The following is a 26399-nucleotide window of genomic DNA, read 5'->3' on the forward strand; positions in this document are numbered from 1 at the left end:
AGAAGAGGGTGAATTACAATTGAATGGATTTCGTGACCCGGTGGCCGGCCACGGTGGCCTCAATGGTCACGTTTTCGGGCAGGCCCGTGACTTCGGCCAGGCTGACCCGTTCGCCGCGCACCAGCTGGCCGCCCAGGTGCAGGAGGCGGCCGCCCAGCCGCCGACGCTCGGCGGGCTCGGGGTTGGCGGCCAGGGCCGAGGCCACCGTGCGGGTGGGCCGGGCCGGGGCTGCGCCGTTGCGTACCTCCACCGCGATAAACTCGGCGGCGGGCACCAGGCGGGCGGGGACGATTTCCGGCGCGGGCACTGGCGTGGGTGTGGTGGCGGCTACCACCGGGGCCGGCCGCTGCTCGTCAGCAGCGGGGTTGCGGGCCGGGGCGGGCGGCATCGTGCGGGCCACGAGGGGGAGCGAGGGGGCCGCCGCGTCCGGCTGCCGGCTACTTCCCAGCGGGTGGCGCGGCGACGGCCGCTCGGCCGACTTCTGGGCCTTTGATGCGGTAGATGCCAGGGCCAGAGAGCGGGTTGCCTGAGCCGTGGTGTTTTTTTGAATTGAAGCGGAAAATGCGTTTTTGGTGGCTGCCGGGGTGTTATTCGCGGCTGCTACGGCTTCGGCAGTTGCACCAGCTGCTGTGGTAGCGGCGGCCGCCGCGGTAGTAATAGCAGCAGGAACGGACGCCGCTGCTGCCGGCTGTGTATTAGTAGGAGTGGTCGTTTTTTTGTTCCCGGTAGCTACTGCATTGTCACTCATATCGCCGGCGGGGAACCCCAGCCACAGACCGGCCCCGCCGGCTAGCAGCAGAATGAGCACGGCGGCGGCCATGGCCATGGGCCACCACGCGGCGGCACGGCGCTGGCGGGGGCGCAGGTGCTCATCTTCGAGGCGCTCCCAGAGCTCGCGGCGCGGGGCTGTAGAGTGGGCGCCCAAGCTTTTCTGAAACAGCTCGTCGAGGCGCGGGTCGTTGGCTTCGGGCTGGGGCGCGCTGTTTTGCAGGCGCGCCCAAAGGTCGTCGCCGGGGGGCGTTTCGTGGCCGTCGAGCTGGCGGCGGAATAAATCGTCGATATTATCTTCGGGAAGCATAGTTATAGGAGCTAATTCGCCGAAATGGCGGAAAACTGAACGCGCCGCTGGAGCATGGCGCGGGCCTTGCTCAGCTGCGATTTGCTGGTGCCTTCGCTGATGCCCAGCAGCTCGGCAATTTCCTGGTGGCCGTAGCCTTCCAGGGCATACAGGTTGAAAACGGTGCGGTAGCCGGTGGGTAAGGTGGCCAGCAGGTTCAGCAAGTCTTCGGCTTGTAGCTGGGTGTCGGCGGTGGCGGCGGTAGTGGCCAGGTTTTCGGGCTGGGCAAAGTCCTCCATCGACACGGTCATCAGCTCGCGCTGGCGCAGCTGCATCAGGGCTTCGTTCACCATGATGCGGCGCACCCAGCCCTCGAAGCTGCCTTCGAAGCGGTAGTTGGGCAGGGCCCGAAACATCTTGGCAAAACCCAGTATCAGGGCTTCTTCGGCATCTTCGCGGCGCTTGAGGTAGCGGCGGCACACGGTGAGCATCAGCCCGGCCAGCTGGTCGTAGAGCTGGCGCTGGGCCCGGTGCTCGCCCCGCACACAAGCAGCGATGAGGTCGGCTTCGGTCGTCACGGTAAGGGTGGGCACGGGAGCAGAAAGGATGGTGAGTTAGGGCGGCAGATGCGGAAAGTGCGGAAAGGGTTGCCTGCGGGAAAGAAGTTTTTTGCCGTACTCCGTTTGTTCGATTCGAGGCAGTAGCTTCGCAAGCGCTAATCAATACTATTATGCAAAAACTGCTACCATTCCTCCTGTTCTCGATGACGGTTTCACGCCTTGCGGCACAGGAAGTCCCCATTAAGCCGGCTATCTACCGAAAATATACCGTTGCGCTGGGCATCTTGGGTAATCCCAAAGTGCTGGGCGTGCAGGCGGAAGGTCGTTTTGGGCAGCATTTTGGCGGGCGGCTGGTGGCCACGCAGGTGTTTGATTCGCATCGGCAAAACGAATTTAGTGCCGGAGGCCTCGGTTTGCTCACCTATTATATTCCCCTAAAAAACCCGCGCCTGGAACCAGTCGTCGCAATCGGTGGCGTTTATTCGCTCTACCATTGGGACCTGGGCTACAACAAAGGCACCCTGACGGACTTCAACGTAGGCGGCGGAATGGGCCTGAACATGCGCTTTAGCAATGACTTTCGGGCAGGCATCAACGTGTTGTTCGCCAATGGATTCGTGGCCGATTATCAAGCCGATGATATGCGCGTCGTGCGCCGGAAGCTGCTCGTGATGCCCGCTCTTACGTTTGATATTCTGCTGTAGGCCCATTTAGGGCAGCTCGTTCAGCGGGCGGCCTTGCTGCCGTCCCAGGCGCAAATGCTTGGCCTGCCCCACCACCTGCGACCCATAAATACCGTGGTGGCCTGAGAACAAATAGGCCACCACGCTGGCCAGCGCCAGGTACACGCCGGCATGGCCCCCGAATAACTCTAGTCCCATTAGGGTGCAGGCCAGGGGCGTATTGGCCGCGCCGGCAAACACGCCCACGAAGCCCATGGCCGCCAGCAGCGCCACCGGCAGCGGCAGCACCACGGCCAGCGCGCTGCCCAGCGCCGCGCCAATAAAAAACAGCGGCGTGACCTCGCCCCCCTTGAAGCCGCAGCCCAGCGTGAGGGCCGTGAGCACCAGCTTGAGGGCCCAGTCGGTGGGCACGAGCGGGTGCTGAAAGGCCTCGACGATAACCGGCACGCCCAGCCCGCCAAAGCGCACCGGTCCCACGGCCCACAGCAGCCCGGCCACCAGTACGCCGCCTACCACCGGCCGCAGCGGCGGATAGGCAATGCGGCCAAAAACCTTGCTGATTGTGTGCGTGAGCGTAGCAAAGGCCCTGGCTGCCAGCCCAAACAGTGCGCCCGCCGCCAGGGTGCAGCCCAATAGGAGTGGCGTGAGCGGCAGCTCGCCCAGCGTGGGATAGTGGGTGTGGCCCACGCCCCAGGCCCGCGTCACGAAGTCAGCCATGACAGCCGCCAGGAAGCTGGGCAGCACGGCTTCGTAGCGAATGGAGCCCAGCAGAAAGACTTCGAGCCCGAATACGGCCCCGGCCAGCGGCGTGCCAAACACGGAAGCAAACCCCGCGCTCATGCCCGCGATGAGCAGCAGGCGGCGGTCGCGGGGGCGCAGGCCCAGCCAGCGGGTGAGCTGGTCGGCCAGGGCCGCGCCCATCTGCACAGCCGTGCCCTCACGGCCCGCCGACCCGCCAAACAGGTGCGTGGCCAGCGTGCCGCCCAGCACCAGCGGCACCATGCGCAACGGCAGCTGCTGGCTGGGGCGGTGGATTTCATCCAGAATGAGGTTGTTGCCGCGCACCACGCTATTGCCAAAATAGTGGTAGGCCCCGCCGATGAGCAGGCCTGCCACCGGCAGCAGCGCCAAAACCCACAGATGCGCTTCGCGCCAGCGCGTGGCCCAGTCGAGCGCTACCAGAAACCCCGCCGAGGCGGTGCCGGCCATTGCGCCAATCAGGCCGCAAATCAGCAGCCAACGCAATAGAAAAAGGAGGGTGGCGGTGGTGCCGAGGGTGCGCAGGCGGGCGAGGGCAAAGCGTGGGGTCACGGGGGCGAACGGTATGATGAGCTATGCGGCGCGGCCCCGGTGGCCGCCCGTTTCGTAGGAATCATCAGCGCGGGGCGCGGGGCTCCGGCGGTTCGCGGTGGCAATCCATCACCGTATTCTGGGGCAAATATAAACGGCGTTTGTCGGCATTGCCTTGGCCTCGGAGCAAACAAAAAAAGCAGCGCCGGGACCCGGGCGCTGCTTTTAGATTCTGACCGGTTATCAACGCTACATTTTCATGCCCTTCATCCCGCCGTGCTTCATGCCGCCGTGGCCCATGTGCATGCTCATGCGCGGAGCGATGAAGCGCAGGTATACTTCAAAGGAGAGCGGGTTTTTACCATAGGCACTTAGCAGCGCGGCGTTGTCGATATTATAGGTGTTGAGGGTGCCGGTGAGGCCGAGGTCGAGCCAGCCGGCTTTGGTTTTGGCGATGTACTTCGAAGCGCCGAGCGTGAAGGCCGATACCTGGCGGTTGGCATGCCCGGCCTCGTCGGTAGCGGCCGGCAGCAGCAGCTCGTCGTAGTTCAGCTGGAGGGTTTCGAGGCGGGTAAACAGGTTGAACTGGCGGGCCTGGTAGTTGCTTTCGAGCAGGAAGGAATTGGAATACGTCGTTTCCTCGCCACTGCCGCTGTGCCGGTTCATGCCCCACACGAAGGTGGAGGACAGGATGCTTGCCTTGCCCACATTCGCGTTGTGCAGCACCGAGGCTGTGGTGCGGTCCACGTTGTCGTTGGGTTCCAACTCCTCGGGGCTCTTGAGGTGGGCGGCCGAAACCTGCAGCGCCAGATTATCCGAAGGGTTCACCGAGAGGCGCCCGCTGTAGGAGTCGAAGCGCGGCTTATCGAAGCTGTAGCGGTTTTCATTGGGCTCGCGGCCGGTGAAGAGCGAGCCTTCGAGCTTGGCGTTGCGGTAGCGCACGCCCAGCGTGGCCACCCCGAACTGAATGTGGGTGGCATCCTGCCAGTGGTGGCCCAGCGGGGCCGCCGGCAGGTTGGCCGCCGAGGGCCGGTGCATGAACACGGGCGGCCCGATGGCCGGCTCGCCGGGGTAGCCGAGGTAGGCGGTCAGGTCCACGTCCTGGCTGGCGGCGTAGGTGTAGCCCACGGCCAGAGCGCTCACAAGGTCGTGCGGGTGCTGGTGGTCGTACAGCTTTTCGCCCTTCCACGACTCGCCGGTCTGGAACAGCAGCGGGTAGCCCGCGCCGCCCACCGTCAGCGCATCGGCCGACACCATGGCCTGGATGCTGAACAGCCCGCGCTGGCCCACCAGGTGGTTGGCCATGCCCATTACGTAGGTGTTGGCGCGGAAATTAGCATCGCCACGTAGCTGGCTATGGTTGAAATTCTGACTGGTGTAGCGCAGGAATGCGGAATACATCAGCATCACGTCCCAACCCTTCGACTGGTACATCTGCATGTACATCGGCGAGGAATCGGGGTGCCAGCTCGTGCCCGAGCCCTGGCGCGTCATCGGCAGGTTTTTCGAGAACGAGTTGCGCATGTCCATCATCGTGTCGCCGCTGCTGTCGGCGGCCGTGCCCATGTTCATGCCCGGCATATTCATTTCCGGCATGGCCGGCGCGGCGGGCTTGGGCTGTGTTGATTCAGCCGGCGAAGAGGCGGCGGGACTGGGCGGCGGCACCGGAGCCGTGCCAGCTGATTTTGGTTTGGGCCGGGGCGCAGCTGGCTTGGCCTTTGCCTTGGGTGCGGGCATCGGCGTCGACATATCCATGCCCGGCATGCCGGTGTGCTGAGCCAAGGCCGAAGTGCCCAGCAACAGGCCCAGAGAAGTGAGAAGAAGAGGTTTCATAATATAGAGTGAGTTGGCAGGGGTGATTAATCGCAGGCATTTACGCTGTTTGGGAGCTATGCTGCTCGGCAGGCCAACCACCCTGGAGCACGACGTACTACTTAACTACGACGAATAGGTATTTGCGCGGGCTGCTGGCATTTCGGATGGCCTCCGTTAGGCGGTACAGAATTCGGGCGTACCAGCCCCGGCTCCAGTACGTAATCAGGCCAAAAAGATGCAGAATTACACCCTCCCCAAGGGCCTTTGGCAAATCCCACTAAAGCAAGCGTGCCCCCCGAAACTGGGTTTCGGGGGGCACGCGATTCGAAATGCTGCTTTTATTTAATACTGCCCAATCGAGAGCAGGACCAGCGTGCAGGCTTCCTCCGTCTGGATGCCGCGCTGCTGGGCGAGGCGTTCCAGCTCGGGGTTTTCGGTGCCGGGGTTGAAGAGGATGCGCTTGGGCTGCAGGTCCAGAATGTAGTCGTACCAGGTGGGTTGGTTTTGCGGGCCCACGTAGAGCGTCACAGTGTCGATGTCGGTTTCCTGGGGCCGGTCGGTGTGAATGTCGAGCCCGGCCACCTGGCCTTTGCGAATGCCGACGGGCACTACTTCGTGGCCGTGGTTTTTGAGCATGTGCGCCGCCCGGTACGAGTAGCGGGCCGGATTATCGGAAGCACCGAGAACAAGAGTCTTTTTCATAATGGTATGGTAACGGGCACCCGGCGGGCGGGTGCGGATTGTTGAGGTAAGTTCAGTAGTACGAAAAGGCCACTGTTTCAGCCAGCCTAACGCGCCACCCCGCCGAAGGGTGCCCCGCCTGCCCGAAGCGGCAAAACCTAGCGGCTCACCGCCGCCCGCACCGCTTCGGCGCAGCGCTCGCCGTCCATCGCGGCCGACACGATGCCGCCCGCGTAGCCCGCGCCCTCGCCGCACGGGTACAGCCCCGCCACCTCCGGATGCCGCAGCGTGTCCTTGTCGCGCGGGATGCGGATGGGGGCCGAGGTCCGGCTTTCCACGCCCACAATCTGGGCGGCGTTGGTGGCGTAGCCGGGAATCTTCCGGCCGAAATCGCGGAAGCCCTGGCGCAGGCGCTCGGCCAGCACCGACCCCAGCACATCGTCCATTTGCACCGACACCAGGCCGGGCTGGTAAGAGGTTTCGAGCAAGCTGGCAGACTGTTTGTTTTTGAGAAAGTCGCCGAGCAACTGGGCCGGAGCGTGCTGCGTGCCGCCTGCCGCCCGGCAGGCCAGCTGCTCAATCTGCTGCTGAAAGTGCAGGCCGGCCAGCGGGCCGTACTGCTTCACGTCCATGTCGGCCAGCTCCACGGCGGCCACAATGCCGGAGTTGGCATAGCGCGAGTCGCGGCGGCTCGGGCTCATGCCGTTCACCACGACCTCGCCCGGGGCCGTGGCCGCCGGTACTATGAACCCGCCCGGGCACATACAAAACGAGAACACGCCACGCTGCTCGCCGCGCACCTCCGTTTGGTGTACCAGCGAGTAGGAGGCGGCCGGCAGCAGGCCGCGGTCAATCCGGCGGTACTGGGCCTGGTCAATCAGCTCCTGCGGATGCTCGACGCGTACACCCAGCGCAAAGGGCTTGGCCTCGATGAGCACACCGCGCCGGTGCAGTAGCTCATAAATGTCGCGGGCCGAATGGCCGGTGGCCAGAATGGTGGCCTCCGCCTCAACGGTCGCGCCGGTGGCCGTCACCACGCCGCGCAGCTGGTTATTGTCGAGCAGCAGGTCGGTTACGCGGGTTTCGAAATGCACCTCGCCGCCGGCGTCGATGATGGCCTCGCGCAGGGCCTGCACCACGGCTGGCAATTTGTTGGTGCCGATGTGGGGGTGGGCGTCCACCAGAATGTCGGGCGTCGCGCCGTGCTGCACCAGGCGGCGGAGCACGCGGCCCACATCTCCGCGCTTGGTGGCGCGGGTATAGAGCTTGCCATCGGAATACGTGCCGGCTCCGCCTTCGCCAAAACAGTAATTGGAATCGGGGTTTACCAACTGGTCTTTGTTAATGGCGGCGAGGTCGCGACGGCGGGCGCGCACGTCGCGCCCGCGCTCCAGCACTATTGGTTTCAGGCCCAGCTCCAGGCAGCGCAACGCCGCAAATAGGCCCGCCGGACCCGCCCCGATGATGAGTACACGTGGGTTATTAGCTTTCACATTTGGATAAACAAACCATGGACCGAATAGCTCGCTCGGTGGGGCGCTCTGGTAAATGTCGGCGCGTAGTCGCACCAGGGGTTGCCGGCCCCGGGCATCAATAGAACGCCGGCGTAAGTGCACAAAATCAGCTTCGCCCGGAGCCAGGCCGGCCTGTTGCAAAATGGCTTCGTACCGCGCCAACTCATCGAAAGCAACTTCGGGGGCGAGAAGTACTTCTAATTCTTGTTTTAACATTTGTGTATATGAAAGGTGGCTATCCTTTTGGGTATAGGCTTGTTGTTGCCCGGCATTGCTGCAAAGTTACGGCCGCCGGAGCAGCGCAGCCGGCGCACAAAAAATCAGGAGGCCTCAGCCATCGCGGGCCGCAAATCGTTTATTTGCCCTATGACTACAACTACCCTTTCAGCACCGGTGTCGCGGTTGCGCTCTATTGTCAGCGGCTCCATTGGCAACCTTGTCGAGTGGTACGACTGGTATGCCTATTCGGCTTTCGCCCTCTACTTCGCTCCCGTGTTCTTCCCGCAGGGCAGTGCTACAGCGCAGCTCCTGAACACGGCCGCGATTTTTGCGGTGGGGTTTCTGATGCGGCCGCTGGGGGCCTGGGTACTGGGTGCGTATGCCGACCGCCACGGCCGGCGGGCGGCATTGCTGCTCTCGGTCCAGCTCATGGCTTGCGGCTCGCTGCTGATTGCGGTCGCCCCGGGCTATGCTACTATTGGAGTGCTTGCGCCGGCGCTGCTGTTGCTGGCCCGGCTGGTGCAGGGCATCAGCGTGGGGGGCGAGTACGGCACCTCGGCCACCTACCTGAGCGAGATGGCCGGCGCGAAGCACCGGGGCTTCTGGTCCAGCTTTCAATACCTCACCCTAATGGGCGGGCAACTGCTGGCGCTGGTGGTGCAGCTGGGTTTGCAGCAACTGCTCACCCCCGCGCAGCTGGGGGCCTGGGGCTGGCGTGTGCCGTTCGTCATTGGGGCGCTGGCGGCGCTGGGCGCGCTATACCTGCGCACCCACATGGGCGAAACCGCCGCTTTCGAGCAGCAGCAAAACGCCCTTTTAGCCGACCCCGAAGGCGAGGGCCGGGCACCCTCGCCCAGCCAGTTTCGCATGCTGATGCAGCACCCGCGGGCCGTGCTCACCGTGGTGGGCCTCACGCTGGGCGGTACGCTGGCGTTCTACACTTTCACCACTTACGCCCAGAAATTCCTGGTCAATACCTCCGGTTTTTCCAAGGAGCAGGCTACCCTGATTTCATTCGGGGTGATGGCGGTGGCGCTGTTGTTTCAGCCCTTGCTGGGCGCTATTTCTGATAAGGTGGGGCGGCGGCCGGTGCTGCTCATGTTTGGTATTGGGGCCACGCTGGGCACGGTGCCGCTGCTGCGGCAGCTGGCCCACACGCAGGATGCGTGGGTGGCGGCGGGCCTGCTCATCGCGGCGCTGTTTGTGGTGAGCGGCTACACGTCCATCAGTGCGGTGGTGAAGGCGGAGCTTTTTCCCACTGAAATCCGGGCCCTGGGCGTGGGCTTGCCGTTTGCCCTCACGGTGGCCATTTTTGGCGGCACGGCCGAGTACGTGGCCTTGTTCGCCAAGCAGCACGGCGTGGAAGAATGGTTCTACTGGTACGTAACGGGCTGCGCGCTGCTCTCGCTGCTGGTGTACTGGCGCATGGGCGAAACGCGGGCCGAGAAGGGCCGGATGACGGAGTAACAACTGTTCAAAAATGAAAAACCGGAACCTGTCGCTGGATACAGCTGGACAGGTTCCGGTTTTTTGCTGGGCGCCATCTATTAGCGCGGGGAGGCTTTCTGAAGCTCGGGTATGAATTCCCAGTTGTGCGTGGCCGTTGCATCCAGGGCACTGGCCGAGTCCACGTATTTCCAGGCATTGCTGTAATCATGCTTGAAAAAATAAGCTACAGCCATTTTCATGTACGCATCGGTGGTGCCCTTTGCATCACTTGTATCTGCCAGATACTCCTGAAGCTTGGCTACGGCCGTATCCAAATCCGGCGAGTGATGAGTTACATCGTATCGACTGAGCAACGCCTGCGCCATATCAATCAATAAGCGCCGATTAGCGGGATTGTGGCGCCGGCTGATTTGGAAATAGCGCAGGGCATCGGTAGGGTGTTGGCGCTGACCTTCAATTACCCCGAAGCCCCAATAAGCAGACGCATTGGTGCTGTCCAATAGCCACGCTTGGTTGAACCGTTTGATGGCCGTTGTAAAATCATTAGCATAAAAGAAATCCCAGCCCCGTTGCGCAAATTGAGTTGCGGCTACCCGTCGGTCAGGAAAATCAGCGAGAAGTCGGGCATCTGCTTTTTGCAGTGCCCGGCTTTTTTTGAATCCGCCGTACATCGGAATCAGGTTAATATTACCATCGCTCGCTACTTGAGCCGTGGCAGCTCCCATATTGCTGCCTAGCAATACGAACATCCAGAAATTGGCGTGCCATTTCATAAGTGTAGTAAAAGTTGAATGCTACGGCCGCTGGTTGCGCTTACGCGCCTATACCCGTTTCCTCCAGCACGCTATCCACCCATCCCTTTCCCCAGTCTTCCAGCTCCTGGGCAGTCCAGAGCTGGGGGTAGAAGATGCGGCGCTGGAACTTGGGGGGCAGGTAGCTGCGCCAGTTGGTACCGCCCGTAGCGGCCACGTCGGTGGGGTTGCGCTGCAGGTAGCGCACCGCCGATTTGAAGTGCATCAGCGGCCAGTTCACGTTCACGCTGATGTCGAGCTGGCGCAGGGCGCGCAGCAGGCGCGGGTGTTGGCGTTCTTCTGCGGGCAGGCGCTGCACCACGGCCCACACGTTGCGGTGGTGGTAGGCTTCGGCGTGGCGCACGAGGTCGGCGGTGTACTTGCGCTCGAATTCGATGAGGGTGAGGGCCTTGGCCCCGCTGGCTTCGACGGTGGCCCCGGCCTTCCAGTAAATGCAGCCCAGCAGCTCGTCGTAGTCGTAGGCCGAGGCCTTGCCCAGGGCCTGGCGCTTGGCCTCGTCGGTGAGGTTCTCGAGGCTGGTGCTGGCAATCTCAATCATGCGGTACTGCACGCTCTGGAAGCCCGAGGCGGGCATCAGGGCCATGCGGAAGTCGAGGAACTGCTGCTTGTCCATGCCATCCACCATCACATCAAACGAGTCGATGAGGTTGTCGAAATAGCGGTTGATGCGGCCTAGGCGCAGCACAACTTCACCCAAAGTCGGTTGCTGGAGGTCGCCAATCTGTTCGTATTCACAGAGGCAGAGCTTGAAATACAGCTCCGAAATCTGGTGGTACATGATGAAAATCCGCTCGTCGGGGATGTTGGTGAGCGGCCGCTGGAGGGAGAGTAGGGTGTCTAACTCAATGTAATCCCAGTAGTTAATGTATTTAGCGTGGTAGAGACCTTCGAGGTAGGCGGCCAGGTCCTGGCCGTCGGGGGCGTATTTCTCCTGGAGCCGGCGCAGCTGCGCCAGCACGGCGGGAGAAAACTCCTCCTGGGTGGGAGAGGGGGACATGAAGAGGGGAGTGAGTGGGATGGTGGGAAAAGGCTGGGTGGCCCGCAACAAATATCGTTAAAATACTGAGTTTGCAAAGCGCGATTTCAGGTGGCGGGCCGAACAATTCGCAACCCAAACGGTTGGCGCGCATCTTTGTCGCTGAGTTCCGGAAGAAAAGAATTTGCGCCGGAAAATTTCTGCGCGCCAGGCACCAGCCTGAATAACCGCGTAGTCCACTGCGCAACCGCTACTTTTAGCTTTCCAAACCGCACCGAAGGCATCTGCCCATGGCTGAAAAATCCAGCATTTTTGATATGATTGGCCCCGTGATGATTGGGCCCAGCTCGTCGCACACGGCCGGCGTGGTGCGTATTGCCCGGGCCGCCATTCGCATTCTGGGGGCCGTGCCCACCGAGGCGGTGGTCACGTTCTACAACTCGTTTGCCCGCACCTACGAGGGCCACGGCTCGGACCGCGCCATTGTGGCCGGCCTGCTGGGCTACGCGCCCGACGACACCCGTATCCGCACCGCGTTTGACCATGCCGAGGCGGCCGGCCTGCACTATACCTTTCAGAGCGTGGGCAATGCGTCCACCATGCACCCCAACACCATTAAGCTGAACCTGCTGGATGGGGCCACCGGCCACCGCGTGGAAGTAGTGGGCCAGAGCCGGGGCGGCGGTGTAATCCGCATTGTGGAAGTAGACGGCTTTCCGGCCGATTTTTCGGGGGCGCTGCACACGCTCATCATCGATGCCAACGACGTGCCCGGCTCCATTGCCTTCATCGCCTCGGTTATTGCCCACGACCAGTGCAACATTGCCACCATGATGGTGAGCCGCAAGGGCCGCAACGATGCCGCCCGGCAGTTTATTGAAATGGACAGCCCGATTAAAGAAATAACCCTGGCCTACCTGCGTCAATTAAGCTGGGTGCAGGGCATCACCTACATTCCAACGCTGGAATAAGGCCGGGGCATGTAATAAAATGCCCGGCCCACCGATTATACCACCTCCACAGAAGCACCAATTTTTCTGCGCAATGAAACGAAGGAATACGCCATTTTTTCATCGGGTGCGGCCCCGGCCGCTGGCGCTGATGGTCGGCGTGGTGCTGGCCACGGCCAGCGCCCAGGCCCAGACCATGCCCGCGCCACCGCCGGCCCTGGGCCAGCCCGCGGCGGCCCCCAGTGGCCCCTGGACGCTGCAAGCGGCCGTTGACTACGCCGTGACGCACAACCTGACCGTGCGCCAAAGCGAGCTGACCGCCCAGCAGCAGGTGGCCGTGACGCGCCTGAACCGCGCCGCCCTGCTGCCCACGGCCGCCCTCAACGGCAGCCAGAGCTTTAGCTTCGGCACCAACAAAGACCCCTTCACCAACCAGTTTCAGGCCGTGAATGTGCGGGCCAACAACTTCTCGGCCCAGGGGCAGGTCACGTTGTTTTCGGGCTTTCAGCTGCGCAATACCATTAAGCAGGGGCAGCTCGATGCGCAGGCCACGCGGGCCGACGTGGAGAAGGCGCGCAACGACCTGTCGCTGAACGTGGCCTCGTCGTTTTTGCAGCTGCTGTTGGCGCAGGAGCTCATCCGGGCCTCCGAGGCGCGCATGAGCACCGTGCGCGAGCAGGTGAGCCGCAGCGAAAAGCTGCTGAAAGCCGGGGCCGTGGCCGAAGGCAACCTGCTTGACAGCCGCGCCCAGCAGGCCGGCGAGGAGCGTACCCTCGTGACGGCCCAAAACCAGCTGGCCCTGGCTCAGCTGGCCCTGGTGCAGCAAATGAACCTCGACCCGGCCAACGCCCGCCGCTTCGAAGTAGTGGCGCCCACCCTGCCCGACCCCACCCAGCTGGCCATCGCCGATGCCGAGCTGGACCCCAACGCGACCTACGAAATGGCCCGCCAGAAGCTGCCCGAAATAAAGGCGGCCGAGCTGCGTGTGCTTAGCTCCCAGCGCAATCTCGAAATTGCCCGGGGCGCTTACTATCCGCGCCTGACCATGGCCGGGGGCGTTTCGACGGGCTTCTCGTCGGTACGGAACCAGCAGACGCTGCGCACCGACCAGTTTACGAAGGTGCCGGTTTTTGAGCTTTCGCCTTCGTCCCCGACCGGAATTGTGCCCTCGAACTTCGTGACGGTGCAACCCGCCTTCGATGTGCTGCCCTACAAATTCCTGGACCAGCTACGCGACAACCGGGGCGAGTTTCTGCAGTTTAACCTCACCGTACCCCTCCTCAACGGCCTGCAAACTCGGGTGGGCGTGCAGCGGGCCCAAATCAACATTCAGCAAAGCGAGGTGCGGGCCGAGCAGGTCCGGCTGCAGCTGCGCCAGTCCATCGAGCAGAGCTACGCCGATGCGCTGGCGGCCCAGCGCCGGTTCGCGGCCAGCTCGCGGCAGGTAGACGCGCTGGCCCTGGCCTTCCGCAACGCCGAAATCCGCTTCAACAACGGCCTGCTGAACGGCACCGATTTCAACATCGCCCGCAACAACCTCACGGCCGCCGAATCGGACATGATTCAGGCCAAGTACGAATTTTTCTTCCGCCGCAAGGTGCTCGATTTCTATCAGGGCAAGCCGCTGACTCTCTAATCATTTAACAAGTAACATTTATCATTTAACAGCTGTGCGATTACGCGTGAATTGTTACATGTTAATTGATAAATGTTAAATGAAACCTTATGAAAAACAACCGTTTACTGTACATTCTGCTGGGTTTGGTGCTCGTGCTCATCGGGGGCTACATTGTGGCAAAGAAAAAAGGCTGGGTGGGCAAAACCCCCGGCGTGGAAGTGCTGATGGCCAAGGCCGGCCCCACCAACATCGTGGAGAAAGTGAGCGCCTCGGGCAAGGTGCAGCCCGAAACCGAAGTGAAAATTTCGCCCGACGTGTCCGGCGAAATCATCGAGCTCTACGTGCAGGAAGGCGATTCTGTCCGCAAGGGCCAGCTGCTGCTCCGCATTCGGCCCGATAACTACCAAGCCCAGGTGGCCGTGCAAAGTGCCCAGGTGGGCACCCAGCGCGCCAATGTGGGCCAGGCCCAGGCCCGCCTCCAGCAGCTGATGGCCTCGGCCAAGCAAACGGAGCTCACGTTCCGCCGCAATTCCTCGCTGTATAAGCAGAAGGTGATTTCGCAGGCCGACTACGAAGCCAGCCAGGCCGCCTACAACGCCTCGCAGGAGGAAATCAACAGCGCCCGCCAGACTATCCGGGCTTCGCAAAGCACCGTGAGCGCGGCCTCGGCCTCGCTGGAGGAAGCCCGCAAAAACCTCAACAAAACCACGATTTACGCGCCCGTGAGCGGCACCGTGAGCAAGCTCAACGTGAAGAAGGGCGAGCGCGTGGTGGGCACCACCCAAATGGCCGGTACCGAAATCATGCGCATTGCCAATCTCAATAACATGGAGGTGCGTGTGAACGTGAACGAGAACGATGTGAACAACGTGAGCATCGGCGACTCGGTGGAAGTGGAAGTGGACGCGTACAGCAACAAGGACGAGAAGTTCCGGGGCCTCGTGACCAACATTGCCAACACGGCTAAGGACGCCCTCACGGCCGAAGCCGTGACTGAGTTTGAGGTGCGCATCCGGCTGCTGCCCGAGAGCTACCAGCACCTGCTGCGCAACGTGCGCGGCCACATTGTGGTGCCGTTTCGCCCGGGTATGACGGCCTCCGTCGACATCATCACCGAACGCAAGGGCGGCGTGCTTAGCGTGCCGCTGGCTGCCGTAACCACCCGCTCAGACTCGGCCAAAACCGACGATGCCAAAAACGGCCCCAGCCGGGGCGGCCGGGTAGGCACTGCCACCGCCGTGGACCCGAGTGCAAACGCGAAAAAGGCCGATATCCAGGAAGTGGTATTCGTAATAAAGGACGGCAAGGCAGTGATGACGCCGGTGAAAACCGGCATCAGCGACTTCCAGAACATTGAGATTCTGAGCGGCGTGCCGGCCGGGGCGCAGGTGGTGAGCGGGCCGTTCCGGGCCGTGGCCAAAACCCTGAAAGATGGCTCCGTCGTGGAAATAAAGGATGCCAAATCGCTCAATAAAGAAGCGCTGAAGGACGACCCCGAAGCGGGCAAGTAAACACGAAAACTCCCCTCCTTAAAAAAGGAGGGGACATTTCAGCAAAGCTGAGATTGGGGTGGCTGGCCTCGTTGAACGATACCCGAACGATGCCTTGCGCGAGTCGTTCCCGCATCGTTCAACGGGTTCATCACCCCAATTTTGCTTTCTGCAAAATGTCCCCTCCTTAAAAAAGGAGGGGAGTTTCCGTTCTTTGACGCTTCAACTTCCCACCGCAACACTATTCAGCCATCCATTTTGGAAAAAATTGCCATGCTCGGCGGCGGCTCCTGGGCCACCGCACTCACCAAAATCCTCAGCGAAAACGGCTCCCGCGTGGATTGGTGGCTGCGCTCGAAAGACGATGTGCAGCACCTGCTGCGCACCCGCCACAACCCCCGCTACCTCTCGGCGGTGCAGCTCGACCTCAACCGCGTGCACCCTACCACCGACCTGGAAGAAGCCATTGAGGAAGCCGACTGGCTGGTGCTGGCCGTGCCGGCCGCCTTCGTGCAGCCCGTACTCGACAAGCTGGACCGCGACGCCCTGAAGCACAAAAACGTGATTTCGGCCATCAAGGGCATGATTCCGGGCAAAAACCAGCTCGTGACCGATTACGTGGCCGAGCGGTTCCGACTGCCGCGCACGCAGCTGGGCGTGATTGCCGGGCCGTGCCACGCCGAAGAAGTGGCCCTCGAAAAGCAAAGCTACCTCACCATCGGCTCGCCCGATGCGGGGCTGGCGCTGGCTTTCTGCGAGCTGCTACGCAACCGCTTCGTGAGTGCCCACCCCGCCACAGACCTCGACGGCATCGAGTATTGCGCGGTTATGAAAAACATCATCGCCCTCACCGGCGGCATTGCCCACGGCCTGGGCTACGGCGACAACTTTCTGGCCGTGCTGGTGAGCAACGCCGTGCAGGAAATACGCCGCTTCCTGCAGGCCATCAACCCCCAGCCGCGCGACCTCTCGGCCTCGGCCTACCTCGGCGATTTGCTGGTGACGGCCTACTCGCAGTTCTCGCGCAACCGCACCTTCGGCAGCATGGTGGGGCGCGGCTACTCGGTGAAATCGGCCCAGCTGGAAATGAACATGGTGGCCGAAGGCTACTACGCTGTGAAGTCTATTCACGAACTGAATAAGAAGCTCAAAGTGACCATGCCGATAACGGATGCCGCGTTTAATATTCTGTACGAGCGGATTTCGCCGGCCGTGGAGCTGGAGATTCTGAAGGAGAAGCTGCGGTAAATAATTTGCATATAACTAATTAAAATACAGCGTTTATGGGAGCTTGGGGACATCAGAATTTTGAAAATGATTCGGCAATGGATTTTGTCGGTGAATTCATAGAATCGCCGAGTCTTGACGTTATCAATGAGGCGCTTTCGGTCGTTATCGAGGCGGGTGCGGAGGAAGAATACATTGAAGTAGATGAGGCTTCAGCAGCGTTAGCAGCAGCAGAGATTGTCGCTGCTGCTCTGGGCCAGGCTGCTACTGATGTGCCGGAAGAGTTGCCGGCTTCAATCCAAAAAATAGGGTTGACAGTTGACGATAAAATGTTAAAAAAAGCTCGAAAAGCTGTCAAGCAAGTACTGCGGGAATCGGAGCTTCAAGAACTATGGCAGGAAGGCGGTGAGCCTAACGAATGGCAACAGGTGCAGGAAGGACTGTTGAAACGACTGGGCCAAGTATGAAAGTAGTCGGTTTCACGTTCGTTCGTAACGCCATCAAGTACGACTACCCCGTGCTCGAAAGCATCAATTCCCTATTGCCGCTCTGCGATGAATTAGTAGTAGCCGTAGGCAATTCAGACGATGACACCTTGGGTCTGATTCAAAGAATCAACTCCCCCAAAATCCGCATCATCGAAACCGTGTGGGACGACTCTCTGCGCGAGGGCGGCCGGGTGCTGGCCGTGGAAACCGACAAAGCGCTGGCCGCCGTGCCGGCCGATGCCGACTGGGCCATCTACCTGCAAGCCGATGAGGTACTGCACGAATCCGATTACGCCACCCTCCGGGTCGGAATGGAACGCTGGAAAGATGATAAATCGGTGCAGGGGCTGCTGCTGAATTACCGGCATTTCTACGGCTCCTACGACTACGTGGGCGATTCCTACCGCTGGTACCGGCGCGAAATCCGCATTGTGCGGCCCGGCATTGGCGTGGCTTCGTACCGCGACGCGCAGGGTTTCCGGTTGGCCGATAACAGCAAGCTACGCGTGAAGCTGCTCGATGCCACCGTGCACCACTACGGCTGGGTGAAAACGCCCGCCGCCATGCAGCGCAAGCAGGAAACCTTCAATAAGCTGTGGCATTCCGACGAGTGGGTGGCTCAGAACGTGGCTCCCGCCGAGGAATTTGACTACAGCCAGGTCGACTCCCTGCAGCGCTTTACCGGCACGCACCCGCAGGTGATGCTGGCCCGTATCCGGCAGCAAAACTGGCGCTACGAGCACGATATGAGCCGCAACCAGCACCGGCTGAAAGACCGGTTCAAGCGCTTTCTGGAGCAGCTGACCGGCTATCGCATGGGCGAATACCGCAACTATAAGCTCGTATAAGCCGATGATGAACTGGCTGCCCCTGGCGTTGCTCACGGCCCTGTGCCTGGCGCTCTACAACTTCTTCATCAAGCTCGCCGCCGACCATGTGCCGCCCGCCGTGGGCGCGGTGGTGCTGCAGCTGGTAGCCGCCGCCCTCGGGGCCGCGTGGCTGCTGAAACTGAAGCTGCAGGGCCAGCCGCTGGCCATGTCCGGCAAAGGTCTGGCCTGGGCCGTGCTGGCCGGGCTGGGCGTGGGCCTGGCCGAAATCCTCACGTTTGTGGTGTTTCAGCGGGGCGTGAATTCCTCCGTGGGTACGCCCGTGATTGTTGGCGGCTCGGTGCTGCTCACGGCCATATTGGGTCTGGTAGTGCTACGCGAGGCCCTGACGCTGCCCCAGGCCGGCGGCCTGCTGCTGATTGTGGCCGGCATTGCGCTGCTGGCGCGTGGGCATTAACAGTCATTCCGACGCAGGAGGAATCTGAGGTAAATCGTGCTCAGATTCCTCCTGCGTCGGAATGACATTATTCCACCAAGTGCCAATAGGAGGGAAGCGCCCCCGCCGCGCTGGCCGAATCGGCCACGGCCGGGTTCAGTTGGTAGATTTCAACCAGCTCGTTATGAAAAACGGGTGGGAAGGTGAACCCCGGTTGAAACCAACCGTGCAAATCGGGAAAAGCCAGCACGTACGTGTAGCTGATGCCCGGCTGCGGAATATGGTCGATGGGCCAGTGCTGGCCGGGGCGCTCCGAGTGCAGGTACATCCGCACGGTCATGCTGTGGATTGACTCAGGCATGAGCGTGGGGGCCTTGGGGTGCTGGTCGAGCCACTCGAAGGCATGGTACATTTCTGCATTGCGGCGGCGTGGGCGCTGGTTGTCGCGCCACAGGCTGTTCAATTCGTAGCCCAGCCACACGATGGCCGCCAGGCTCAGGGCCATGCGCAGACCGCGTTGCCAGGGTTTCGGGGCCGCCTGCAGGAGCCAGTCGACCACCAAAGCCAGCAGTAGGAAGAAGAAAAATGCTTTGTACAGTACCGCGCGACCGGGAGCAAAAACCCGCTGTGCGGCCATCATGGCGTAGGGAAAAGCCATGAACCAGAGCGCCGCCGGAACCAGCCGCTGCCAGGGCAACCGCTGCGTCGTCGGCCACTCCGTCACGCGCCGCCACAGCAGCACCACCGCGCCCAGCACCGCTAGCACCAGTAGTCCGCCCACTTTGCCTTGACCCGCCAGAAAGCCTTCTGTTTCCCAGAGATAGGCCGGCAGGCCCCGCCAGAATATGCCCAATGGCTGTGGAGCCACAAAGCCATTGTTGAAGAAAATAGCCGGCCCCGATACGAATATCAGCGGCGCATAGAGCAGCAGGCTGCCCGCTGCTATCACCGCTCCCAGAATCGCCAGCCACGCAATGGCTCGCCAGTCGCGCCGTCGCAAATAGCCCAGCCCCAGCCACGAAAAAGCCGACCCCAGCACCAGCGCAAACGTGGGCACCGTGTACAGGCCCAGCACGCCACCCACCACCAGCCCCGTCCAGGCGGCGCGGGGCTGCCGGGTGCCAGCTGCCAAGGCCAATGACCCAAAAAAGGCAATTACCCCCATCAGCGTCAGGAGCCAGTAGCCACGGCCCACGGCCACGTGGTACAGGCTCAGCTGTGCGAGGCTGAACAGCAGCGTGCTCATCCACGCCACCCGAAAGCTGGCCCGGGCCCCCAGCAGGCCCAAAAACAGCAGCACTGTGGCTACCGTGGCCGCCAGCACCACGGGCAGTCGCATCGTAAACCAAAACCCGGGATTCACCCGATAAAACACCCCGCTGATGGTATTGGACAGCACATGGTTATTGGGCACCGGATAGTACGCCGAAACGGCCAGCAGGCTCTTGCTGGCAAACATTTCGTACGAAGGCACGTCGTCATACCCCGGCGTCACGGCCGGAATACTGGCTACCAGCCGAAAGGCCGTGAGGGCGAGCAGGAGCAGAACCGCGCCGCGTTGTTGCGCCGTGGGCAGGGCCCTAAAGGCACGGCCAAGGCCCCGCAGCACGGCGCGCAACTCGCTGCCCCACTGGCGGCATTCGGCGCGGCCGGCGGGTGCGGCAATCAGGACAACGGCCGGCAGGGCAAGCACTACGGCTAAGCCCGTCAGCAGCTGTCCGAATTGGGTAAACTCAGTAGCGGAAAACAGCCGGATGCGCCATTTATAAAAGGGGAAAATGGCATCCAGTTGCCGCGCTTCGGCCCAGGTGGCGCTGTGCAGCACCAGCGCCGCGTAACCCGCGCACAGAGCCAGCATTCCAATCGACAGCATCCCGAAAAAGCGTGCTCCCGGCAGCTTCATCACCGGGCTCATCGTGGCTGAGCGCTGCCGGGCAACGCGCCGAGGGCTTCCAGTGCGGCCCATACGCGGTGCGTGGGCAGGCCCATCACGTTGAAATACGAGCCTTCAAGCCGGGTGATAGCGGCCATGCCCAGCCAGTCCTGCGCGCCGTAGGAGCCGGCCTTGTCGTAGGGCTGGCAGGTGTCGATGTAGTAGCCTATTTCGGCCGGGCTCAGCGAGCGGAAATGCACGGTAGTCTGGTCCGAGAATACCATCTGGCGGTCATCGCCGGCCAGCAGGCACACGCCCGTGAACACGTCGTGGGCGCGGCCCTGCAGGCGGGTGAGCATGGCGGTGGCTTCGGCGCGGTCGGCGGGCTTGTTCAGCACGTCGTTTTCGAGGCACACGATGGTGTCGGCGGTTATCACGAGTTCGTCGGGAGCCAGGTCGGGGGCGTAGGCGGCGGCTTTGTGGGCGGCGAGGTATTCGGCCACTTCGGCGCGGCGCAGGTGGACGGGAAAATCCTCGTCTACTTCGCGCAGCCGGATTTCGTAGGGCAGGCCCATATCCGTCAGCAGCTGGCGGCGGCGGGGCGAGTTAGAAGCTAAAATGAGTTTCACTGGGGGTTGGCCTGGAAATGCTCGGCGAAAGCGTTGCCGGCTTCCTCGTCGGCAATGCTGCTGAAGAGGAAACCGCCGATGGTTTTGGGATAGAAAAAAGTCGATTTGGGCGGCATCACGGCCCCGGAATGGCACACGGCTTCCACTTCGGCCATGGTCACTTCGTTCACGATGAAGGCCGCCCGGGCTTCGCCCCGGTCCACGCGCTGGAGGCATTCGGTGAAATTGCGCACGTAGGCCACGCCCGGCCACGCCCGTTGCACGTCCGGCCCCACAATGCCCAGCACCTTTTCCAGCACGAAAAAGTGCAGCACCGTCAGGTCCAGCGCCTTCACTTCTTCGGTCGTGTCCCAGTCCAACTGCCCATGCACTTCGGGCCGAAGCCGGATTTTGAACGACTGCCCATCCACGTACAGGCCGAAAGCCCACTGCTTTCCGGCGATGATTTCGGGCAGGTCGCTGGCATCGTCAGTCGGCAAAACGGTGAAGTAGGGGGCCAGCCGGGCCAGTAGCTCACCGGTGGTTAGTTCGGCGGGCAGGTCCAGCAGCAGGCGGTGAGTGGGCAGAATGCGCAGGTCGTCGGCCGCCGCGTTGGTGAGGTACATCAGGTGGTAGTTCCAGGGCTCGAGGCCGGTGGCGCGTCCGTCGGCGGCCAGCTCGCGGGCCTGGCGGTAGGCCAGGGAGCCCTCGTAGCGGTGGTGGCCATCGGCCAGAATCACCTCCCGTTTGGCCAGCACCTCCTGAAACCGCCGAATAATCGTGGCATCCTGAATCACGGCCAGCACGTCGCGCGCACCTTGGTAGTCTTCCTCGGTTTCGAGCAGCGGCGAGCGCATGGCCTCGTCCAGGTAGGTTTCCAACTCAAAATCTTCGTCGCGGTACAGCCCGTGCGTGGCGCTGGTCTGGAACTGGGTGCGGGCCAGCAGCTCGGCCCGGTCGTTCACCGAGGCGGGCAGGGTGTTCTCGTGGCGCAGCACCACGTTTTCGTCCCAGTCATAGGCCCGAATGTGGCACATAAAGCCCTTGCGGCAGTATTTGCGGGTACTGCCGGGCAACTGAAAATACTGGTAGTAGGCGTAGATGCCCGGCAGCGCATCCTGCCACAGCACGCCGCTGGCCTGCCATTCGCGCAGCCGCAGTAGCGCCTCTTCCGTCGGGTCTTCGCCCCGGGGCACCGACAGGTGAATGGAATTAAGCGGGTTGCGATATAGCGCCTCCCGCTGCTTCGCCGATACGACATCGAACAGCGGCGAAACATAGGCATCGATGTTGGCGCTCAGCGCCGCATTGTAGCGCCAGCCGCGCAGGGGTTGAATTTCAGCCAAAACTTTTCATTTAACAATTAACATTTATCATTTAACATGCTAACAATCATGATTTACATTTTCGCTCGATGCACGCTTCACGCAGTTTCGATTGTTAAATGATAAATGTTAATTGTTAAATGAAATCTCACGGGGCCAGGCGGCTGCGCTTCCAGGCGGCGCCATCCCATTCGTACACGATGCGGTCGTGCAGGCGGCTGGGGCGGCCCTGCCACAGCTCCAGTCGCGTGGGCCGCAGGATGTAGCCGCCCCAGTTGTCGGGGCGCGGCAGCGGGTTTTGCTCCCCGAACTCCTCGGCTACGGCTTCTTCGCGGGCTTCGAGCTCTTCGCGGCTGCCGATGACCTGGCTTTGGGGCGAGGCCCAGGCTCCCACTTGGCTGCTGCGCGGCCGGCTCTGGAAATATTCGGTTGACATCGTTTCCGGAGCCTTTTCTACGCGGCCTTCCACGCGCACCTGCCGCTCCAGGCCGGGCCAGAAGAAGTTAAGCGCCGCCAGCGGCTGCCCGGCCAGCTCCTGGCCCTTGCGCGACTCGTAGTTAGTATAGAACAGAAAGCCGGCGTCATCGGGCAGTCCTTTCAACAGCACCACGCGCGACGATGGCTGCCCCGTAGCGGCCGCTACCGTGCTCACGGTCATGGCCGTGGGCTCGTCGAGCTGGGCCGCTATGGCTTCTTCCAGCCATACCCGAAACTGCGGCACGGCGTCCGGCAGCACATCGGCTTCGGAAAGGGTGCGCTGGGCGTACGTTTTGCGCAGGTCGGCAAGGTGCAGGTCAGTCATTGAGGGAATCTGAGAGAATTATAAATTATAAATTTTGAATTATAAATTGACGGTATTGCTACCAGGGTTGGGGTATGGTGCCAGGGAACAATTTTGCGGCTGATGCAGTCTTATTGCACCACACTTTGGAAGCCAAATGGCCTTGGCGGTGCAAGGTACTACCATCTGTAAAGTCCGTCCTGCTGACTTTCTCATCGCGGTTCGCAGTGCCATTTATAAGTCAAAATTTATAATTTATAATTTCCCTTCCCATGCGGCCCGGTACTCTGCTCATTTCCAAGCCCTTCCTCGGCGACCCCAATTTCGAGCGCAGCGTGGTGCTGCTCTGCCGCGACGAGCCCGCCGACGGCTCTTTTGGCCTCGTGCTGAACCGCCTCACCAGCCTCGTGCTCGACGACGTGCTCGACCTGCCCCCTGAGGCCACGGCCGCCGCCATGGTGCCCATCTACGTGGGTGGGCCCGTCGAGCCCAACACCCTGCACTACCTGCACCGCCGGGCCGACCTGCCCGGGGCCACCGATTTAGGCCAGGGCGTGTATTGGGGCGGCGATTTTGAAACCCTGCTGGGACTGCTCGGCAGTGGGGCCATCGAAGCCGGTGATGTACGGCTCTTTGCCGGATATTCGGGGTGGTCGGCGGGCCAGCTGGCCGGCGAAATGGAGGGTCAGAGTTGGATACGGCACCCCGCAAGCGCCGGGAAAGTGTTTACTTTGGCATCTGATGCGTTCTGGCGGGAAATCCTGCGGGAGAAAGGCGGCAAGTTTAAAGTCCTGGCCAACTATCCCGTCGACCCCCGGCTCAACTAATGAGGTTTTTGTCCGGACCTTTGTTTTATTCCCACTTTTTTTTGCTCTCCCCTCTGGCCCCCTGCTCCGGGCTGGCTTTTACGAAGATTTATGGCTGCTGAAGAAAACCCCACTGCTCCGCTCGCGGGCGGCAACGACCCGGCCGGCGAAGACCGGATGACCATTTTGCAACGCCGTCTGGCTGAGATTGAGGGCAAATCGGCCCCGGCCGATGCTGCTGCGCCTTCCACTACGGCCACGCCCAACGCGGCCGGCGAAACGCAGGTAGAGCTGCCCGCCCAGGGTACGCCCGATTTGGCCGCCGGCCAGCCTGATGGTGCCGGTACTGCCGAAGCCCCCGGGGCCGCCGTTATCGCCACCGACCTCGGCCCAGTCGTGCCCACCCCCGGCACGCCCGAAGCCGCTGCCGCCGCCGAAACCGCCCAGCACGTTTCTCATCCCGTAACCGTGGACGGCAGCGATGTTTCGGCTCCACAGGCCCGCGCCATTGAGCACTACGGTGAAGAAATGGCCACTACGCCCAATCCCGAATCCCTGGCCGCCGCCGAGCACATTAATAGTGCCACGCCCGCGCCCATTGCCGACCCCGAAACGCTGAGCGCCGCAAACACGGCCGCTACCGTCGAAGACCAGGCCCCCGCGCTGCCTACCGTGGAGTTGCACGATGCCCCGGAGCTGGAAGCGGCGCAGGAGCCGTTGGCCACGCTGCCTACCTCGTCGGAAACCCCGCTTAATGCGGCCCCGGCCGATGTGGCGGCTATTGATGCCGGTGAAGAACCAACCGGCGTGGAAGGTGACGCAGCTACTGAAACCGCTGCTCCTGATTTCACGGCCCTCGACCTGCCTGCCCAGGCCAACTACCTGGTGGGCCTGTTGCGCGGCACCAATGCCCGCCAGAACCGCAAGCAGATTCTCGACCTTACCCGTCAGTATGAAACCAATGTGGGCCTGGCCCGCACCGCCGCTCGCGAGAAATTCGCCGCCGGTGGCGAAGGTGCTGAAGCCTTTGCTTTCCAGCAGCCCGAAGGCCAGCAGGAGTTGAACAAAGCCCTGCAGGAGTTCCGCGAGAGCCGTGCCAAAGATGCCAAAGCCGAGGATGCCAGCCGTGGCGACAACCTCAGCCGGAAAAAAGCCCTGCTCGACCAACTCCGCACGCTGGTTGACGCCGCCGAAACCAAAGACAGCTCCGGCAAGCTGAAGGCCCTGCAGGCCGAGTGGAAAGGCACTGGCGCGGTGCCCCAGGGCGACAGCCAGGGCATCTGGGATACGTACCACGGCTTGCTCGACATCTATTACAGCAAGCAGGGCCAGTTCCTGCAGATGAAGGACCTGGACCGCCGCCGCAACTTGGAGGCCAAAGAGGCCCTCATCAAGCGCGCCGAAGCCCTCGGCTCGGCTTCCGGCATCAATAAAGCCCTCGATGAGCTGACCAAGCTGCACGAGGACTGGAAGAACATCGGCCCCGTGCCCAACGACCAGCGCGAGCCGCTGTGGCAGCGCTTCATCGCTGCTTCGGATGTGCTGCACCAGCGCCGCAAGGAGTTCGTGGACCAGCGCTCGACCGTGGAGAAAGCCAACCTTGTGGTGAAGCAGGCGCTGCTGGAGCGCGTGCTGCCCTTCGCTACCTTCGAAACCGACCGCGTGAACCTGTGGCGCTCGAAGACCGACGAGCTGCAGGAAATCAAAACCGAGTGGGAAGCCGCCGGCCTCGTGCCCCGCGCCCAGGCCGATGCCCTCAATAAGCAGTACTGGGCCGCCTACAAAGCTTTCTTCAACCGGAAGAATGACTTCTTCAAGTCCCTCGACAACGAGAAGTCGGCGAACGTGAAAGCCAAGCAGGCCCTCATCGACCAGGCTGAAGAAGCCGCTAACAATGCCGATGGCGATGCTGCCCGCCAGGTCATCATCCGGGTGCAGAAGGAGTGGAAGGACGTGGGCCGCGTGCCCGATAAGCTGGCCGATAAGCTCTGGCACCGGTTCCGCGCCGCCTGCGACGCCGTGTTTGAGCGTCCCAAGCAGGAGTCGCGCTTCCGCGAGGAGAAAGTACAGCAGTCGTCGGCTGAGCAGACCGCGCACCTCGATACCATCGCCGAGCAGGTTAATGCCCTCAGCGTTGAAGCACCGGGCTCGCTCGAAGGCTTCCGCGCCATTCTGGCTGGCTGGGCCACCGAGTTTGATGCCAACGACGAGCAGCCCAGCCGCGGCACCGCCGACCGCAGCGAAGAGCAGCTGTTGTCGCTGCTCGGCAAGTACCTCGACCACGTTCCCGGCCTGGGCTACGCCGACCGTACCGACCTGTTGTTCCAGACCGAAGTAGCGCGCCTCAAAGCCCGCCCGCAGGCCCAGCAGCAGCTCACGCGCAAGGAAATGGCTCTGCGCAAGGAAATCAACGAGTTGGAAAACGACCACTCGACCCTGCAAACCAACCTCGATTTCTTCGCCCGCTCTAAAAATGCTTCCCAGCTCCGCGAGGAGTACCAGGGCCGCATCGCCGAAGGCCAGAAGCGCATCGAAGCCCTGAAGAAGCAGTTGCGAATGATTCGCAGCTAATTAGCTCTTCTAACCAAGGCTAAGCGGGCCGGCGTCGATGATGCCGGCCCGCTTTTTTTTGCTAAATGTGGCCTAATTGCTGGGAATACGGTGTTGGCTGTTTACTTTTGCACCACCAACCCGCCGCCTTAGCTCAGTTGGTAGAGCTTCTGACTTGTAATCAGAGGGTCGTTGGTTCGAGTCCGACAGGCGGCTCACATATCCTTTACCGGAACACCCGGAAAACTGCTTCACACGTCGTGGAGGCCGTTTTCCGGGTTTTTTGCGTCTAGGGGAATCGGTACTCCTGGGTGCGTATCTTTCACTTTACGGTGGGACAGACGCCCCCCGTTACGCCCCCCTT

Annotated in this window: 23 protein-coding genes, 1 tRNA gene and 1 riboswitch; of the genes, 12 read left to right on the forward strand and 12 right to left on the reverse strand. The window is 62.0% G+C overall.

The window, feature by feature from the left end:
• Positions 1-13: 13 nt before the first annotated feature.
• The gene (locus HBN54_RS09070) at positions 14-1078 is read right to left on the reverse strand and encodes a hypothetical protein (RefSeq protein WP_168672877.1); all 1065 of its coding nucleotides are present in this window, start codon (positions 1076-1078) and stop codon (positions 14-16) included.
• Positions 1079-1089: 11 nt separating this feature from the next.
• On the reverse strand, positions 1090-1650 hold the full coding sequence (locus HBN54_RS09075; RefSeq protein WP_317170196.1) for an RNA polymerase sigma factor: 561 nt from the start codon (positions 1648-1650) through the stop codon (positions 1090-1092).
• A gap of 137 nt (positions 1651-1787) precedes the next feature.
• Between HBN54_RS09075 and HBN54_RS09080 the strand changes: the two genes are divergently transcribed.
• Entirely contained in the window at positions 1788-2321 is a 534-nt protein-coding gene (locus HBN54_RS09080) for a hypothetical protein (protein WP_168672878.1), read from the forward strand.
• Positions 2322-2327: 6 nt separating this feature from the next.
• Here the strand turns inward: HBN54_RS09080 and HBN54_RS09085 are convergent, their stop codons facing one another.
• From HBN54_RS09085 to HBN54_RS09100, 4 genes are all read right to left on the reverse strand, one after another.
• On the reverse strand, positions 2328-3611 hold the full coding sequence (locus HBN54_RS09085) for a chloride channel protein (protein WP_317170197.1): 1284 nt from the start codon (positions 3609-3611) through the stop codon (positions 2328-2330).
• A 48-nt stretch (positions 3612-3659) separates the two neighbouring features.
• Positions 3660-3733, reverse strand: a riboswitch (Fluoride riboswitch).
• Between the two features lie 106 nt (positions 3734-3839).
• Entirely contained in the window at positions 3840-5423 is a 1584-nt protein-coding gene (locus HBN54_RS09090; RefSeq protein ID WP_168672879.1) for a hypothetical protein, read from the reverse strand.
• Between the two features lie 324 nt (positions 5424-5747).
• Entirely contained in the window at positions 5748-6107 is a 360-nt protein-coding gene (locus HBN54_RS09095) for a CoA-binding protein (protein ID WP_168672880.1), read from the reverse strand.
• Positions 6108-6244: 137 nt separating this feature from the next.
• Positions 6245-7816, reverse strand: coding sequence for an NAD(P)/FAD-dependent oxidoreductase (locus HBN54_RS09100; protein ID WP_168672881.1), 1572 nt, complete (start codon positions 7814-7816; stop codon positions 6245-6247).
• 150 nt (positions 7817-7966) lie between these two features.
• Between HBN54_RS09100 and HBN54_RS09105 the strand changes: the two genes are divergently transcribed.
• Complete coding sequence (locus tag HBN54_RS09105) at positions 7967-9286, forward strand: MFS transporter (RefSeq protein WP_168672882.1); 1320 nt, start codon at positions 7967-7969, stop codon at positions 9284-9286.
• Between the two features lie 80 nt (positions 9287-9366).
• Here HBN54_RS09105 and HBN54_RS09110 read toward each other — a convergent pair whose 3' ends face one another.
• Both HBN54_RS09110 and HBN54_RS09115 read right to left on the reverse strand, forming a co-directional pair.
• The gene (locus tag HBN54_RS09110; RefSeq protein ID WP_168672883.1) at positions 9367-10041 is read right to left on the reverse strand and encodes a tetratricopeptide repeat protein; all 675 of its coding nucleotides are present in this window, start codon (positions 10039-10041) and stop codon (positions 9367-9369) included.
• Between the two features lie 40 nt (positions 10042-10081).
• Entirely contained in the window at positions 10082-11077 is a 996-nt protein-coding gene (locus HBN54_RS09115) for a tryptophan 2,3-dioxygenase family protein (RefSeq protein ID WP_168672884.1), read from the reverse strand.
• Positions 11078-11346: 269 nt separating this feature from the next.
• Between HBN54_RS09115 and sdaAB the strand changes: the two genes are divergently transcribed.
• The 7 genes from sdaAB to HBN54_RS09150 all read left to right on the forward strand — a co-directional run bounded on the left by sdaAB (position 11347) and on the right by HBN54_RS09150 (position 18113).
• Positions 11347-12027: an L-serine ammonia-lyase, iron-sulfur-dependent subunit beta gene (gene sdaAB, locus HBN54_RS09120; protein WP_168672885.1), complete on the forward strand. Its 681-nt coding sequence runs from the start codon at positions 11347-11349 to the stop codon at positions 12025-12027.
• A 73-nt stretch (positions 12028-12100) separates the two neighbouring features.
• A complete protein-coding gene (locus HBN54_RS09125) occupies positions 12101-13642 on the forward strand; it encodes a TolC family protein (RefSeq protein WP_168672886.1) in 1542 nt (513 codons plus the stop codon).
• Positions 13643-13731: 89 nt separating this feature from the next.
• Positions 13732-15135, forward strand: a complete 1404-nt coding sequence (locus HBN54_RS09130; RefSeq protein ID WP_168672887.1) for an efflux RND transporter periplasmic adaptor subunit — start codon at positions 13732-13734, stop codon at positions 15133-15135.
• Between the two features lie 237 nt (positions 15136-15372).
• Positions 15373-16362 carry an NAD(P)H-dependent glycerol-3-phosphate dehydrogenase gene (locus HBN54_RS09135; protein ID WP_235955454.1) on the forward strand — a complete coding sequence of 330 codons (990 nt, stop codon included), beginning with the start codon at positions 15373-15375 and terminating at the stop codon, positions 16360-16362.
• Between the two features lie 35 nt (positions 16363-16397).
• Positions 16398-16808, forward strand: a complete 411-nt coding sequence (locus tag HBN54_RS09140; RefSeq protein WP_168672888.1) for a DUF4259 domain-containing protein — start codon at positions 16398-16400, stop codon at positions 16806-16808.
• The gene (locus HBN54_RS09145) at positions 16805-17677 is read left to right on the forward strand and encodes a glycosyltransferase family protein (RefSeq protein ID WP_168672889.1); all 873 of its coding nucleotides are present in this window, start codon (positions 16805-16807) and stop codon (positions 17675-17677) included. The genes HBN54_RS09140 and HBN54_RS09145 overlap by 4 nt, the downstream gene beginning before the upstream one ends.
• A 4-nt stretch (positions 17678-17681) precedes the next feature.
• Entirely contained in the window at positions 17682-18113 is a 432-nt protein-coding gene (locus tag HBN54_RS09150) for an EamA family transporter (RefSeq protein ID WP_210427995.1), read from the forward strand.
• A 67-nt stretch (positions 18114-18180) separates the two neighbouring features.
• Here the strand turns inward: HBN54_RS09150 and HBN54_RS09155 are convergent, their stop codons facing one another.
• The 4 genes from HBN54_RS09155 to pdxH form a co-directional block, all read right to left on the reverse strand.
• On the reverse strand, positions 18181-19965 hold the full coding sequence (locus HBN54_RS09155) for a hypothetical protein (RefSeq protein ID WP_168672890.1): 1785 nt from the start codon (positions 19963-19965) through the stop codon (positions 18181-18183).
• Positions 19966-20003: 38 nt separating this feature from the next.
• Positions 20004-20594: a Maf family nucleotide pyrophosphatase gene (locus HBN54_RS09160; protein ID WP_168672891.1), complete on the reverse strand. Its 591-nt coding sequence runs from the start codon at positions 20592-20594 to the stop codon at positions 20004-20006.
• Entirely contained in the window at positions 20591-21919 is a 1329-nt protein-coding gene (locus HBN54_RS09165) for a DUF1015 domain-containing protein (RefSeq protein WP_168672892.1), read from the reverse strand. The genes HBN54_RS09160 and HBN54_RS09165 overlap by 4 nt, the downstream gene beginning before the upstream one ends.
• A gap of 127 nt (positions 21920-22046) precedes the next feature.
• Positions 22047-22700: a pyridoxamine 5'-phosphate oxidase gene (gene pdxH, locus HBN54_RS09170; RefSeq protein WP_168672893.1), complete on the reverse strand. Its 654-nt coding sequence runs from the start codon at positions 22698-22700 to the stop codon at positions 22047-22049.
• A gap of 251 nt (positions 22701-22951) precedes the next feature.
• On the opposite strand from pdxH, the gene HBN54_RS09175 reads away from it, so the two are divergent.
• The 3 genes from HBN54_RS09175 (at position 22952) to HBN54_RS09185 (ending at position 26251) form a co-directional block, all read left to right on the forward strand.
• Positions 22952-23506: a YqgE/AlgH family protein gene (locus tag HBN54_RS09175; RefSeq protein WP_168672894.1), complete on the forward strand. Its 555-nt coding sequence runs from the start codon at positions 22952-22954 to the stop codon at positions 23504-23506.
• A 90-nt stretch (positions 23507-23596) separates the two neighbouring features.
• Positions 23597-26056 carry a DUF349 domain-containing protein gene (locus tag HBN54_RS09180; RefSeq protein ID WP_168672895.1) on the forward strand — a complete coding sequence of 820 codons (2460 nt, stop codon included), beginning with the start codon at positions 23597-23599 and terminating at the stop codon, positions 26054-26056.
• 122 nt (positions 26057-26178) lie between these two features.
• Positions 26179-26251, forward strand: a tRNA-Thr gene (locus HBN54_RS09185).
• Positions 26252-26399: the final 148 nt, after the last annotated feature.

Source organism: Hymenobacter artigasi, from assembly GCF_012275535.1.
GTDB classification, from domain to species: domain Bacteria; phylum Bacteroidota; class Bacteroidia; order Cytophagales; family Hymenobacteraceae; genus Hymenobacter; species Hymenobacter artigasi.